The organism is Solibacillus sp. FSL H8-0523 (genome assembly GCF_038051985.1).
Taxonomy (GTDB): Bacteria; Bacillota; Bacilli; order Bacillales_A; family Planococcaceae; genus Solibacillus.
Map to the genome: position 1 here is coordinate 1314595 of NZ_CP150291.1, position 15392 is coordinate 1329986.

At 38.9% G+C, this 15392-nt stretch carries 13 protein-coding genes; 9 read left to right on the plus strand and 4 right to left on the minus strand.

Translation table 11 applies throughout. The features are described 5' to 3' along the window. Positions 1-722 precede the first annotated feature (722 nt). The 6 genes from NSQ62_RS06240 (at position 723) to NSQ62_RS06265 (ending at position 6346) form a co-directional block, all read left to right on the plus strand. Positions 723-1532, plus strand: coding sequence for an MBL fold metallo-hydrolase (locus tag NSQ62_RS06240; RefSeq protein WP_341323067.1), 810 nt, complete (start codon positions 723-725; stop codon positions 1530-1532). A gap of 369 nt (positions 1533-1901) precedes the next feature. Next, on the plus strand, positions 1902-2522 hold the full coding sequence (locus NSQ62_RS06245; RefSeq protein ID WP_341323068.1) for a DUF47 family protein: 621 nt from the start codon (positions 1902-1904) through the stop codon (positions 2520-2522). Positions 2523-2538: 16 nt separating this feature from the next. Next, entirely contained in the window at positions 2539-3555 is a 1017-nt protein-coding gene (locus NSQ62_RS06250; protein ID WP_341323069.1) for an inorganic phosphate transporter, read from the plus strand. 554 nt (positions 3556-4109) lie between these two features. Beyond that, a complete protein-coding gene (locus NSQ62_RS06255) occupies positions 4110-4535 on the plus strand; it encodes a metal ABC transporter substrate-binding protein (RefSeq protein WP_341323070.1) in 426 nt (141 codons plus the stop codon). A gap of 143 nt (positions 4536-4678) precedes the next feature. Continuing rightward, positions 4679-6036, plus strand: a protein-coding gene (locus tag NSQ62_RS06260) for an IS3 family transposase (protein ID WP_341320985.1) whose coding sequence is annotated in 2 segments (ribosomal slippage) — positions 4679-5132 and positions 5132-6036 — 1359 coding nt in all. Because the reading frame shifts where the segments join, the coding sequence is not laid out codon by codon here. Positions 6037-6184: 148 nt separating this feature from the next. Further along, a complete protein-coding gene (locus NSQ62_RS06265; protein ID WP_341320986.1) occupies positions 6185-6346 on the plus strand; it encodes a hypothetical protein in 162 nt (53 codons plus the stop codon). Between the two features lie 426 nt (positions 6347-6772). Here the strand turns inward: NSQ62_RS06265 and NSQ62_RS06270 are convergent, their stop codons facing one another. Further along, on the minus strand, positions 6773-7597 hold the full coding sequence (locus tag NSQ62_RS06270; protein ID WP_341323071.1) for a serine protease: 825 nt from the start codon (positions 7595-7597) through the stop codon (positions 6773-6775). Positions 7598-7993: 396 nt separating this feature from the next. Here NSQ62_RS06270 and NSQ62_RS06275 point away from each other — a divergent pair, with 396 nt between their 5' ends. Beyond that, positions 7994-9208 (plus strand): malic enzyme-like NAD(P)-binding protein, encoded by a 1215-nt coding sequence (locus tag NSQ62_RS06275; RefSeq protein WP_341323072.1) that lies wholly within the window; start codon positions 7994-7996, stop codon positions 9206-9208. Between the two features lie 46 nt (positions 9209-9254). On the opposite strand, the gene pepF is transcribed toward NSQ62_RS06275, so the two are convergent. Then, positions 9255-11066 carry an oligoendopeptidase F gene (pepF, locus tag NSQ62_RS06280; protein ID WP_341323073.1) on the minus strand — a complete coding sequence of 604 codons (1812 nt, stop codon included), beginning with the start codon at positions 11064-11066 and terminating at the stop codon, positions 9255-9257. 150 nt (positions 11067-11216) lie between these two features. Here pepF and NSQ62_RS06285 point away from each other — a divergent pair, with 150 nt between their 5' ends. Further along, positions 11217-12077, plus strand: coding sequence for a patatin family protein (locus NSQ62_RS06285; protein ID WP_341323074.1), 861 nt, complete (start codon positions 11217-11219; stop codon positions 12075-12077). A gap of 463 nt (positions 12078-12540) precedes the next feature. Here NSQ62_RS06285 and nhaC read toward each other — a convergent pair whose 3' ends face one another. Both nhaC and NSQ62_RS06295 read right to left on the minus strand, forming a co-directional pair. Then, positions 12541-13920, minus strand: coding sequence for a Na+/H+ antiporter NhaC (gene nhaC / locus NSQ62_RS06290; protein WP_341323075.1), 1380 nt, complete (start codon positions 13918-13920; stop codon positions 12541-12543). Between the two features lie 169 nt (positions 13921-14089). Next, the gene (locus NSQ62_RS06295; RefSeq protein ID WP_341323076.1) at positions 14090-14776 is read right to left on the minus strand and encodes a phosphoribosylaminoimidazolesuccinocarboxamide synthase; all 687 of its coding nucleotides are present in this window, start codon (positions 14774-14776) and stop codon (positions 14090-14092) included. A 179-nt stretch (positions 14777-14955) separates the two neighbouring features. Between NSQ62_RS06295 and NSQ62_RS06300 the strand changes: the two genes are divergently transcribed. After that, positions 14956-15378: a universal stress protein gene (locus tag NSQ62_RS06300; RefSeq protein WP_341323077.1), complete on the plus strand. Its 423-nt coding sequence runs from the start codon at positions 14956-14958 to the stop codon at positions 15376-15378. The last annotated feature ends 14 nt before the right edge of the window (positions 15379-15392 follow it).

Genomic DNA, 15392 nt, shown 5'->3' on the forward strand with positions numbered 1-15392 from the left:
GCTTTTTTTTTGAAGAATCTAGTTCAACACTATAAATTGAGAATCACAAAGATTAACCAATAGAATGAGTCCTTTTTAATCGAATCCGTTCTGCTACGCTACGGGGGACGCTTTCCTGGGGGCGTGGCTCCAACTAAATGTACTGTGCCTCTTACAGCGGCACAGTACATTGGATTTTCCGCGCACGCTATATCCCCTAGGAGTCGCCCCCTTCGCTTCGCGGCACTCTACTTTGGTATAAAGTAAACTTCTTTAATAAAGTGATGAAGCGAATAAATTGAAAAGTTATCTTTTAAAATTCATCTTATTTTTAATGAAAAGGAATCTATAAAAAAATCCTTCAATAAGGGAATTTCCTATCGATAGCAGAGGGTTGATTTAAACAGATTTAATTAGTAAGGAAAACTTTTGCTACCAACCGCCGCCTCCGATAGCGCAAGCGGCTTGATTTTGCACTCTTTTCCTTTATAACGAGGAGAAAAAATGATTGTTGGGCCTCGCAAACGGCAATAAAGGCAGTGATAAAGACATGTATCACATGGCTTTAGCGCTGTCTTGCCGTAGCCCAACAATCAATCAAGTGAAATTTTATTAGAAAAGCAACCGAATGTCACCGAGCAGAACTTTTTATTTGTAAAAATTACAAAAAATAATGAACATCCATTCATAAATTGTGATAAAGTATGTTGAAATAGAATTGATGCATGAGGGAGTGAAATGGTATGTTTTTTAAGAAAAAATCAGAAAAAACAACGCGGTCGGGGGTCGAGATGGTCAACGGCTTCGTATCTTTTCAAGGAGTGCGGCTAAATGTCCATTGCTTTGAAGTAGACGGGGTATTAATTGATACCGGCTCTGCTTCACTCCTGGAGCAGTTTAAACCATTTTTCAACCAGCTCGACATTGATCAAATCGTGCTGACTCATTCTCATGAAGATCATTCAGGAGGAGCGCACTATTTACAATCAACTTATAACGTACCGATTTATATGAGTGATGTACGACGTTTAGAATGTATGGAAAAAGCGGATTATCCATTGTACCGCAAGCTATTCTGGGGCAGCCGTGCGCCATTTGAAGCGCTAAAAATAGGCGAGCGTTTCACATCACGCCATGCAAACTGGGCGGTGATTGAAACACCTGGGCATACAAATGATCACCTAGCATTTTTAAATGAACAAACGGGGCAGCTATTTAGCGGAGACTTATTTGTCACACCGAAAACCAAGGTGGTACTTCGTGAAGAAAGTATTCCACAAATTATTTCGTCAATTGAACACGTACTCACAATGGATTTTGGCGAAATGTTTTGTAATCATGCGGGTTATGTAGAAGACGGTAAAAAGGCGCTACGTATGAAGCTTGATTATTTACAACAGTTGCGCGGGGAAATTGATAGGATGCACGATGAGGGGCTGTCAGTAAATGAAATCACCAAGCAACTTTTCAATAAAAAGTATCCGATTACAAAGCTATCATTTGGCGAATGGGATTCGGCGCATATTGTGTCGTCCGTACTTCGTAAAAGTTAATTACTGGGGAGAATTTCTTTTTATATAAAAGAAGTTCTCTTTTTTATATTACACACTTTGTAATATTACCTTTACAATTCCTTAACAATTAAAAGTTAGATAGAAAGGGTATTATAGTATTTTTAAATAGTATAAAACACGTTCTTGTCGAAAAGGTCGAAATTCGTCATATAGTTATTGTTTTTTGTTTATGTTTTGAATTTTCTAATACTTGTATAAGCTGTCAAGAGAGGATATATGGAATTTTATAGATGATGCTTTGTAAATGTTTTGTTAAGAACAATAAGAAGTATTGAAGATATTGAAAAATAGGTGTTATGATAACGGAGGTTTTGATTTACAAACTTAATTTTAGGAGGATTCACATCCATGTTTAATTCCAAAAAACCCGATCCATTTTTCGAAGGATTATTAAATATTGCTAAAAACGTACAACAAGGTGCAAACTTCGCCAAAGAGTGCACAATTACTAATGTTGCTGATTTAAAACAAATTCAAATTAAAATGAAATCATATGAAACGGCTGGCGATAAATTAATTCACGAATTAATCGTAAAATTAAACGATTCATTCATGACGCCAATCGAGCGTGAAGATATTTTAGCGCTAGCAATTAAATTAGATGATATTTTAGATGGGATCGAAAACACGATTGCCCACTTTGAAATGTATGCATTTACAGAAGTGAATCAACATATGCGTGACTTCGTGGACTACATTGCAAAATCTTCAGATGAAGCTGTAAAGGCAATGGAGTTATTAAATAAAAAAGATTTACTAGGTATGCGTCAACATGCCATCTTAATCAAGGATTATGAGCGTGAGTGTGACGAAATCTTCCGTACATCGATTACAGAACTATTCCAAACGGAAAAAGATCCAATTCGTTTAATCATCTTTAAAGATTTATATGAGCAGTTAGAAGATATAGCAGACTACTGTCAAAATGTAGCAAATACAATCGAATCTATCATTATGCGTAACGCGTAAAATAAAGGAGTAAACTATGGATACGTTATTAATTATTACCGTTCTTGTTGTCATCTTTGCGTTAGCATTCGATTTTATTAACGGCTTCCATGATACAGCGAATGCGATTGCGACATCCGTGTCGACACGTGCGTTAAAGCCGCGTGTTGCCGTTTTGATGGCAGCGGTTATGAACTTCGTCGGTGCGATTACATTCGTCGGAGTTGCAAAGGCGGTAGCATCAGGCATCGTAGACCCGTTCTCATTAAACGCGTTCGAAGGTGATGTTACAGGTTCGGTTGTTATTTTAGCAGCCCTTAGCTCGGCAATTACGTGGAACTTATTAACATGGTACTTCGGTATTCCGTCAAGTTCGTCTCATACGTTAATCGGCTCGATTGCTGGTGCAGCAGTAGCATCGGCTGGATTCGGCATTTTAAATTACGAAGGATTCACAAAGATTTTACAAGCATTAATTCTTTCACCAATTCTTGCATTAGTTGCTGGTTATATTGTGATGAAAATTTTCAAATTTATTTTCAAACGTTCACCACTGTATTCAACAACAAAAGCGTTCCGTTTAACACAAATCGGTACGGCTGCATTGCAATCGTTCACACATGGTACGAACGATGCGCAAAAGGCGATGGGTATTATTACGATGGCATTAATCGCAGCGAACTGGCAATCAACTGATGAAGTACAAGGCTGGGTACGTTTCGCCTGTGCATTAGCAATGGGTCTTGGTACATCGATCGGTGGTTACAAAATCATTAAAACAGTTGGCGGTAAGATTATGAAAATCCGTCCAATTAACGGGGTAGCTGCAGACATGACATCTGCATCGATTATTTTTGGTGCAACAGTTATCGCGTTACCAGTATCAACAACACACGTAATTTCTTCGGCGATTATGGGTGTAGGTGCTGCACAGCGCGTGAAGGGTGTAAACTGGAGTATGGCCCGTAAGATTGTCATTACGTGGTTCATCACATTACCGATTTCAGCAGTAATGGCTGGCTTATTCTACTTCTTATTTAGTTTAATCTTCTAAAACAAACTAGCACTCATTTCAACGAATGAGGTGCTAGTTTTTTGTTTTGGACTTCTAATAAGAAATATCCTAAAATGCGCGAAAGTGGTAAAATAATGGAGAATATGTTTTCTGGTGATTACTGTAGTATTGAAATAATATTTCTATATTAAGGTACTAATCAAAGTATGAAATGGATTAAATAAGTAATTGTTCATGATACATGGGCAAACACTCATTAAAATAGTTATCTATGCTTAGATAACTTTAGTTCATGGAATGAGATTGCAAAAGTTGTTCCTAAATAACATCGAGTGGATTTGATGCAATTTATACAGAAGCGTGGCGCGCATTAAAAGCAGATGCACAACAGCAAGTAAAACCTACTTCAAATTCGATTTGATACATTTATTTAAGTTAAACAATCCCATTCAAAAAAACGTTCCTAAATACGATTTTGGGGACGGTAATACACTATAATTAAAGTTACCAAACGACGGATTGAGAAGGTTATACTCTAACTAACGGTGTATTAGTGAACGAAGGAATTTTTCTAATTATACGAGGGGGAGAAAATGAGGGAGAATTTATTTGTCTTAACAGTAATTTTGTTACTTTTATTAGTTGGTTGTTCACAACAAGAAATATTAACAAAGGCAGAAGATAACAATAGCAATCATATAGGGGAAAATGCTTTAGATTTAGTTATACCTTCTAAGGAAAGTATTTTAAAAGAAGGTTATCCAACAAATAAAAATGGGCAAACCTATGGTCCTGATATGGGAGATTTAAATCTTGGTAAACTTGGAGAACCTGATTTAATGTTGGCAAAAGGTGAGAACGGAACAATTGGGTATGCGAAAAAAGAGGATTTAAATGGTCCACAGCCTAAAACTCCTGAAGAAGCAGTAAAACTTACAAAAGAAGCTAAACCAAGAGGAGTTCCTTTGTATGATGTTGATGGAGAGACTATTATTGGTAAGTTTATTGTAGGTAGATAGAAGCTGTTCTGTTATTGATCAACTTATGTAAAGAAAAGTTACGGGTGCTTAGTGTAAACAAACATTTTAAAAATAGTTCCCAACACCGCTTTGAACTGCACCCCATTTGTTAGACACAATACTAACGAATGAGGTGTTTTTTCATGGCTAAAATGAGTGCCGGACAAAAATTAGCGGCGGTTGAACGCTATCTAAATAGTAAGGAAAGCTCCAGAACAGTCGCTGCGGATTTTGGTATTTCACATCGTTATTTACTCACGTTGGCGAACCAATATCAAAAAAATGGCGTAGAAGTGTTCGTCAGACGATATACAAATTACACAAAAGCATTTAAACTAGACGTACTTAACTATATGACTGAACACGGTACGTCCTTAAACGAAACGGCAGCGATTTTCAATATTGCGGCTAGTACGTCGATACGGAATTGGCAAAAACAATTCGAAACACTAGGAGAAGATGCCCTTCAGCCAAAGAAAAAGGGGCGTCAATCTATGAAAAAAGAATCGACTAAACAACCTAAAAACGCACTAGTAGAAGGTTCACCTGAAGCACTACAGGCTGAAATTAATCGTTTACGTATGGAAAATGAGTATTTAAAAAAGTTGAATGCCTTAGTTCAAGCCAAGGAAGCATCACCAAAGAAGACAAAGTAAAAGTCATCTATGAATTAAGGCATAAATACTCGGTGAAGGCGCTTGTCGCATTCGCCAAAATCAAACGCAGCACGTACTACGATATCGTGAAGAAGATGGATCGACCAGACCGAGACGCTGATTTAAAAGCGGACATTCAAGCAATTTACGATGAACACGAGGGTCGTTATGGCTACCGTCGTATTCGTGATGAGCTGGCGAATCGTGGGCAAAAAGTGAACCATAAAAAGGTGCAGCGCCTCATGAAAGCGCTTGGTTTAAAGTGTTTAGTGCGCATGAAAAAATATAAATCATATAAAGGCGGAGTTGGTGAAATTGCGGATAATATTTTGAATCGTAATTTCAAGGCGGAAGCACCAAATGAGAAATGGACAACGGATATTTCAGAGTTTAAATTATTTGGCGAAAAGCTGTATTTATCGCCTGTTTTAGACATGTTTAACGGGGAAATCATCACCTACACAATCGGCTCTAGACCGACTTTCTCTCTTGTTTCAGACATGTTAGAAAAGGCCTTAGAACGCTTACCAGAAGACCATAAACTCCTCATGCATTCCGATCAAGGCTGGCATTATCAAATGAAGCAATATCGCCATGCGCTCCAATCGAGAGGCATTGTGCAAAGTATGTCACGAAAGGGTAACTGTTACGATAACTCGGTGATGGAGAATTTCTTTGGCATCATGAAATCTGAATTCCTTTACTTAAAAGAATTTGAAAGTATTGAGCACTTTAAAGAAGAGCTCGAAAAATATATTCATTATTACAACACGAAACGGATTAAGGCTAAGTTAAAAGGCATGAGCCCGATACAATATCGATTACATGCCCAACTAGCTGCCTAAACGAAACGTAACTATCTTTTCGAAATTACTTCTACTTTCATCAATGACCAGTATTAGGGTCTATATTATGGAATGCATAGTTTTCATTGTATGCAAAAACAAAAAAACAAATATGTTAAAATAAGGATAAAAAGTAGGAGTGATAGAATTGCGCTCAATTAAAATAATGTTATTAGGTATCGCATTGATGCTTATAGCGATATACATACCACACGAAATTGCTTTTAGAACAGGTGGTTCTGAAATTTTCCTTTTAGCTTTAGGATTTATTCTTGTAGTGATTGGATTATTAGTAAAGGATAAGCGATAATCTTCCTATAACTGTCTAAAATAACCGTGTCTAACTTTTAGGGGTCACTTCAAGTTTTGGGAATAAATGAAAAATGCATAAACGCTGTTAAATCAACGTTTATGCATTTTCTACTGGTACATTGTTTATGCGGTGTTTTATGCAAAAGGTTTAAACGGTTGGTGCAGCAACATTTTTGTTTGCTGCTTATGTTCTTTATTTTGCATAAAATTCTGTATAGTTCTTATTGTTAAAAATAATTTTGGCTTATGGGGTTTTAGGTGTAATGATAAAGAACATGGAATATTTTTGAGTTACGCAGGATGTTTTTAAAATGCAAAAAGCGCTTCAAGTATTTAGATTTGAATGCGCTTTTTTTTGTGCTTTTCAATTTGTTACGGTAGGAAACTTTGCCAAGTTCGTGGATTTTTACAAAGCCTTTCCGTTTTATTCAGCTGCTTTATTAATTACGGTTTCAAACTGCTCATAAATATTTTCAACAGGAATAAACAAACCAACCTTGCCCTGCGGCTCGCGCGTACCTGTCGCGAACACAACACCAATGACTTCGCCTGCTTCATTAATAACCGGGCTACCACTATTACCACGGTAAACAGGGGCATTCATCATAATAATATCAGGAGTAATACCTGTTGCCTGTGTATAGCCTAAAATTTTGCCCTCATTGGCAATGCCGCTAAATGCTAAAGGATTCCCGATAAAATAAACATGTTCATTTTGCTTAAAGGTGCTAGAATCTGCTAAATCTAGGTGTGGTACATTGTCTGCTTCGATTTTCAATAATGCTAAATCGTAGTTTTCATAGCTTTCGACAACCTGTGCTTTGTATAATTCGTCGTCCGGGAATACGACAGTAATTGTCAGTGCATCGTCAATGACGTGTTCATTTGTTATAATATAGCCATCGTCAGACACCGCAAAGCCTGTGCCTTTACCAGAATCGGTATTAATCGTGACAACGGACTTTTTATACAGCTTTACGTCCTCCTGGCTAGAAAGTTTGGCTGATACCTTTAAAAATTCAATCGCAGGAATGGAATAGACATTAAAAATAACGGCAAATGTATTAAAAACTAATGTTAATGCCATTAACCATACGATTAACCGTACGATGGGCTTTTGACGTTTCTTTTTTGGTGTTGAATGTAATCGGCGTTCGCGTTCTTGTGCGAGCGCTTTTTGTTGTTCTTCTAGCACAAGCTCCAAAAACTCTTCTTCAGTTAGTTCTTCGGTTTTTTTGAATTCTGTCATAGGCGACCCTCCGATATGTACTAGTGTAACAAAAATGTGAGAAAGTTGTGACGGCATCTTTATGAATCTTTTTTTTAGAATTTTGAAGTATGTGAATTTCTTCATATTACACGAACGAAAATACTTCGTGCAAACAATCACACACTTTAGCCCTTTAAAGCGCTAGTTTGAAAATGACAGCCCTTACATTTATTTTGTTAATATAATTGATTGTGTAAAGATGAGCAAACTTAAAAAAGTTTAAAAAGTGGGTTGAAGCCTTGGTAGTATTGGTTTTTAATCTTATTTTTTTGTTTTGTTTAAATTGAGTTATATTATTGTTGACAAATGATTTTAAAAGTCATAATATACATAAATATAAAGAAAATTCAAATAATTCAAAAAAGGATGATGAAAATGGATTTAATGAAAAAGTCGTTAGAGATGCACGAAAACTTCGGGGGCAAGATGGAAATTCGTGCGAAGGTGCCTGTACAAGATAAATATGATCTAAGCTTAGCTTACTCACCAGGAGTTGCGGCACCATGCTTAGAAATCGAAAAAAATCCATCAAAAGTGTATGACTACACAATGAAGGGCAATTTAGTGGCGATTGTAACAGATGGGACAGCCGTACTTGGCTTAGGAGACATTGGTCCAGAAGCTGCGCTGCCAGTAATGGAAGGAAAGGCCTTATTATTAAAACGTTTTGCGAATGTGGATGCGGTGCCAGTATGCTTAGGGACTAAGGATGTTGATGAAATTGTACGCGTTGTAAAAGCCATTTCACCGACATATGGTGGCATTAATTTAGAGGACATTTCAGCGCCGCGCTGCTTTGAAATTGAAGACCGCTTGCGCGCAGAGTGTAATATCCCGGTTTTCCATGACGATCAACACGGCACGGCGATTGTTGTCGGTGCGGCATTAATTAATGCACTAAAAATTGTGCCAAAGCAGCCAAAAGAAATGAAGGTTGTCATTAATGGTGCCGGTGCAGCAGGCATTGCAATTTTACGTATTTTAGTGCAGATGGGTTATTTGAACGTGTTAATGTGTGACACGAAGGGCATTATTTACGAAGGGCGTCCTGAAGGGATGAACCCAATTAAAGAACAAGTTGCGAATTTAACGAATCCGTATCAGTTACGTGGTTCTTTAGATGAAGCATTAGTCGGCGCAGATGTATTTATCGGCGTATCGGCAGCGGATATTTTAAAGGAGCACCATATTAAGTCAATGGCGGCTGACCCAATTATTTTTGCCTTAGCGAATCCAAACCCTGAAGTTACACCAGAAAACGCGAAGAAATGGGGGGCACGCATAATCGGCACAGGGCGTTCAGATCATGCCAATCAAATTAACAACATGCTGGCATTCCCAGGAATTTTCCGTGGCGCACTGGATGTTCGTGCAACGGATATTAACGAGGCGATGAAGCTAGCGGCAGTTGAAGCAATTGCCTCACTTGTAACCGATGAGGAATTACATGAAGATTTCATCGTACCAAGCTCAATGGATGAGCGTGTGGCGGGCATTGTAGCAAAAGCAGTTGGTTCAGCGGCAATTGAAACAGGCGTATCGGTATTATTCCAGCAACCAGCAGTCGTGAAAGAAACGATCGCTATTTAAAAAACGACGTGGCTCCCATGTATTTAGGGAAACCACGTCGTTTTGATTATGCTTTTTGTCCTTCGATTTCAGCTGTTAATTCTTCAAGTTGCGTAATTAACTCACCAATAAAGGCGATTGTGTCACGTAAAGGCTCTTCAGTTGTAATATCAACGCCTGCCATTTTTGCTAATTCTACAGGTGTTTTCGTACCACCTGCTTTTAAGACGTCAACCCAATCGGCAACGGCTGAGTCATCCCCAGCTGAAATGCGGCGGTATACTTGTGTAGAGATTGTTAAGCCTGCTGAGTACGTATATGGATATAAGCCCATGTAGTAATGCGGTTGGCGCATCCATGTTAGTTCTGCGCCTTCGTTTATTTCTACTGTGTCGCCCCAGAATTCTTCTAATACGTCACGTTTTAGTTCGTTTAGCTTCGGTGCGTTTACAGTACCACCCGCGTCAATGATTTCGTACACTTTACGCTGGTAGGCCGCTTCAAGTAAATGTGTAACGAAGTTGTGGTAGTACGTACGGCTAATGATTGTTGAAATGACCCAACGTTTAAAGCGCGCATCATTTGAGTTTTTCAGTAAATGATTCGCCATTAGCATTTCATTCATTGTAGATGGTGCTTCAATGAAGTATAAAGAAGGGCGTGCATTGAAAATGTTTTGATGGTCATTTGCTAAATAGAAGTGACCCGCGTGTCCTAGCTCATGTGCAAGCACGAATACTTCATTCATGCGGCTTGTCCATGAGATTAAGATGTATGGATGCACACCGTACGGGCTTGAGCAGAACGCGCCTGTTGATTTTCCGGCATTTTGTGCGAAGTCAATCCAACGCTCGTCGAATGAGCGGTCTAGCATATTGGCGTAATCCTCACCCATAATTGCTAAGCCGTCTTTCATATACTTGCGTGATTCTTCGATAGTAATTGTTGGCTCATATGTTGGGTCTAACGAAACTTTTAGGTCCGCAAAGGTCATATTATCTAACCCCTGTGCCTTTTGAACAAGTTTTGCATAGCGGCGCATATGTGGAGCAAGCTCTGAAGTAATTAGATCAATTTGACGGTCATACATCGAGCGGTCTACGCGCTGTGATTGTAATAATGAATCAAAAATTGACTCGTAGCCACGTAGGTCCGCATCTGTTTTTTCAATTTGAATATGTGTATTATACGTTTTCGCTGTTGTATGTTGGTAGTCGCGTAATTTGCTTGAGAACGCATCAAAAGCAGCGCGACGTTTTTTCGTATCGGTTTCGAGCTCCCAGTCACCTTCGAATAGGTTATAGCTCATTGGATATGACTGTCCATCAACTTCAAAATTAGGGAACTGCATATCGACAAGTTTTGTTGTGTTGTATAAGCCATAAGGTGCGTTAAATGTCGCGCCGAATGCTGCTAATGCTTTTTCTGCTTGTGGGTGTAATTGATGCGGTTTTTGCACAAGTAGCTGATCAATATAGTTCGCGTATTCTGGTTTTAAGCTTTGTGCTTCTTTTAATACCGCTTCATCTAATGCTAGTAAATCACTTGTGACAAATGATAGCTTCGTAGCAATCGATGCTGCAAGTGCCCCGAAATTTGCTGAGCGCATTTGGTTTTCTGTGCTTGTTTGCTCTACGCTCACAGCAAGGTTTGCATATGTTCCGATGGGTACCATTTTTTGTTGAATTTGCTCTGTTGTTTCAATTGCTTTTACAGCGCCTGCTGCATCCGTGATTGTACCTTGCAAGTTTGCTACTACTCCATCTACGAATACTTTTAATGCATCGATGGCTGCTGAATAAGCCTCTTCTGTTTGAAATAAATCTTGTAGGTTCCATGTTTCTTGAACGGGTACTTCGTTACGTTTTAATGTTGACATTGTATGTGCCTCCTATTGTTACGAGTTTCGAAATAAATAATAACATATTTCAGAATATTTAGGAAGTGAATCTAAATAATAAATCCTTTGTCCAAAATTTGAGAAAACCTTATAATATAGTTAAGTATTTCATATGAATGAAAGAGTGTGATGTCGGTGAATGAAGTAAAAGACTGTAGTTTAATTTTAGAAGGGGGTACATTCCGTACCGTATATACAGCGGGGGTACTCGATGCGTTAATGGGAGAGGAAATTGTGATGCCTTATATCGCGGCTATTTCAGCGGGTGCGATTAATGCGGTGTCGTATATGTCAAACCAGCCTGAGCGTACGTTGCGTGTACTAACGACGTATCGTAATGACCCACGCTATATGGGGGCGCGCAATATTTTAAAAGAAAAAAGTATTTTTGGCCTCGATTTCGCTTACAATATCATTCCGAATGAACGCGATCTATTTGATTGGGACACGTACTACAACTATCCGGGAGAGGTCGAATTTGGTGTAACGAATGCCTATACTGGGAAAGTGGAGTACAAGCAGGCGCATACAATGACGAGAACGTGTGATATCTTGCAAGCAACGTGCGCGATTCCCGTGCTGTTCCCAGAAATTAAAATTGGCAATGCGCCGTATTATGATGGGGGCTTAGCGGATTCAATTCCTGTAAAGCGTGCCATTGAAAAAGGCTTTGACAAGCACTTGCTTATTTTGACACGTGAGCCGGGCTATTTAAAGGCTGGTTCGAAATCATCTTCTTGGGTGACGATGCTGTTTAAAAAGCGTTATCCACGTTTAGCAGCCGCTATGAATGGACGTCCAGAAATGTATAATGAGACGATGCAATTTATCGGTGAACTTGAGCAAGAGGGGAAGGCGTTTATTTTCAAACCACAGCATGCCTTAAAAAGTTTTGAAAATAAAGTCGATCAAATGAAAGCCAACTACAATATGGGCTATGAGCAAGCCACGAAGCAAATGTCGGAGTTAAAACAGTTTTTAGGCATATAAATTGAAAAAGCATGTGAAATCGCAAATGATTTTACATGCTTTTTTTATCAGTGTTACAAGAGATTGCTGTTTTGATTGGCGTGTGCTACGGCAAGACCGCGCTAAAGCCACGTGATACGTGTTTTTATCACTGAAATAAGGGGTACTTTTCAATCATTTGTACCCAATTCGAGTGCCGCGAAGCGAAGGGGGCGACTTCTAGAGGATTAGCGTGCGCGGAAAATCCATTCGGATGTGCCGCCGTAAGAGGCACATCCGAATTAGTTGAAGCCACGCCCTCAGAAAAGCGTCCCCCGTAGCGTAGCAGAACGGACCCTCTTACAAGGTCTCCATTTCTTAGTTAGTAGCTTTTCAACCCTGACTTTTAGTTATTAGTTTGATTTTTACCATATTTCGCATAGAGATAAGTCTACATAAAAAAGTAAGCAACGATTTGATGTCCGTTGCTTACCTTTTCAAAATTTTACTGGGCTTGTTTTGTAATCGTAATATTCAACCAGCCAAACAAAATCGTCATGACCGGGCTTAGTAAACAAAAGAAGGCGAACGGTAAATATTCAAGTACTGATACATTCAACGTACTGGCGATAAATAAACCACATACGCTCCACGGAACAAGCGGATTAATAACAGTTCCTGCATCTTCAATCGTACGCGCTAAATTTTTCGGGTGCAATTTGTGCTGTTTAAATTTTCCCTTAAACGCTTCACCAGTTAACAGAATCGATAAATACTGCTCACCAATTGTGAGGTTAATACCAATGGCGGTAAATGCAGCACCAGTAATGACGGAGCCAACTGATTTCAATTGTCTTTGCAATGCTTCAAGTAAAGTTTGGATAATCCCGAGTGCAAATAACAAACCGCCCATTGATAAAGACAGCACGATTAAAATAATCGTAAACAGCATACTATTCATGCCGCCACGTGATAAAAGTGAATCTATCGCGGCAACACCCGTTTCCATCGAATAGCCGTTATATAAAATCGCAAAGAGCTCGTTTAGTGGAATCGTACTATGAAAATAAGAAAGCACAATGCCGCTGATCGCACTAATCGCGAGTGTCGCAAGACTTGGTACTTTTAAGGCTGTACAAAAAATGAGCACCACTAGTGGGAGAACCGAGTACCAATGAATTAAGTTCGTTGCTCGTAATGTTTCTTGGTAGGTTGCAATAAGCGCGGTATCAATCGTGTCTACGCTAGGCGAAAGAAGGGCATAACCAATGAGCGCAATCATAAATGCAGGAATCGTTGTATACATCATATTTCTGATATGTGTAAAGAGGTCAATCCCTACAACGCTAGCTGCAAGATTCGTTGTATCGGATAATGGTGACATTTTATCCCCGAAAAATGCACCCGACACAATCGCGCCAGCCGTAATAACGAGTGACGCATCAATCGAGCTTGCCACGCCAAGCATCGCTACACCCACTGTTGCAACCGTTGTTAGCGAACTGCCGATTGCGGTACCAATAATGCTTGTAATGATAAACGCAATCGCATAAAAGAAGCTGGCTGATACAAACGATAACCCAATGTATAACAACGTCGGAATCGTCCCGCCGATTAACCAGCTACTAATTAACACGCCAATTAATAGAAAGATATAAATCGCGCCAATACTCGAAGTAACTGCACGAGTCATACTTTGTTCCATTTTTTTGTACGGTATTTTTTTAATGACACCATAAAAAATTAATAACGTAATGGCTAGTAAAATCGGAATATGAGGCACACTTTCAAGCTGAATGATTGAATAAGAAATAATGGCAATAATGCTGAGCATGAGTAGTAGTGCTTCAAATAGATGAGGTTTTACATACTGTTGTTGATTCATGAAGACAAAACCTTTCAAGAAATATTTTCGCGCTTCAACGCGTCGAAGTACGAAAGTAAGTGTAGCATTTTCTGCGGAAAAAGGGAAGGGGCTAAAAGGGCGCTTTAGTTTTCTCAAAAAAACAAGCACAAACCGAAAATTCGATTTGTGCTTGTGTCAGGTGAAAGGATTATTTCGCTAACATAATTTTTTCTAATTCTAATGGTTCAATGTAAGTGCCGTCTTTGTATGCACGCATGTTACCGCCAGAAATTTCATCGATTAAAATAATTTCGTTTGTTTTCGCATCGCGGCCAAATTCTAATTTAATATCGTATAGTGTTAAGCCTTTTTTCGCTAGCTCTGCACCTACGAATTTAGAAATTTCAATTGTACGTTCTTTTAAAATCGCATATTCTTCGTGTGTTAACAGGTTTAACATCGCTAATGCGTCTTCAGAAATTGGAGGATCTAAACGGTCGTCGTCTTTAATTGTCACTTCTACGAAAGCGTCTAAATCTTGTCCTTCTTGTACGTAAGCACCGTAACGACGTAAGAATGAACCAACAGCTTTGAAACGGCAAATCACTTCTAACCCTTTACCGAATACCGTTGCAGGCTTTACTGTCATTGTTTGCTCATCGAAGTTCGCATCTACGTAGTGTGTAGGTACATCAAGACCGTTTAATTTCGAGTAGAAGAATGATGTTAATTTTAAGCCAGCTAAACCAGCACCATCGATTGTTAAGCCAACTGTGTTAGCACCTGGATCGAACACGCCGTTTTCACCAGTTACATCATCCTTGAATTTTAATAAGAACAGCTCGTTTTCTAATTTGAATACATCTTTTGTTTTACCAGTATAAATTAATTCCACGCGAAAAAACCTCCAAATTTAAATTCAAACTCATTATAACACGAATAATATTATATTGAACACATAAAAACGTTCGCCTTTAAAAGAAAGACGTCTAACAACTACTGCCATAAAAGGAAATCAACGTGCAAAAACCTACTCATGTTTGCTATACTAAACTAAGAAAAGGAGTGGTCATCATGGTAGAAACGTATCACAATGTCGTCGTAGCAATCGACTTTTCAGAAAAAGCAAAAATTGCATTTGAACGCGGTGTGCGCATTGCAAAATTAACAGGTGCAACACTTCACTTAGTATGTGTCATTGACACGCACTCGTTCGGCTCTGTTGAAGCATATGATTTAAAATATGCCAAACAGTTAAAAGAAAAAGCAGCCGTACATTTAGAAGAGTACAAGGCGAAAGCAGTGGAAGCAGGTGTCGACAACATCCATCTGATCGTTGAAGAAGGTTCACCAAAGGTCATCTTAACGAGTTTAACTGAATCAGATTTAATCATTGTTGGAGCAACAGGTCTAAACCGTGCTGAACGATTCTTACTTGGCTCGGTATCAGAAAATGTTGTACGTAACGCGAAATGTGATGTATTAGTCGTACGCTAATTGAAAACCGCAAC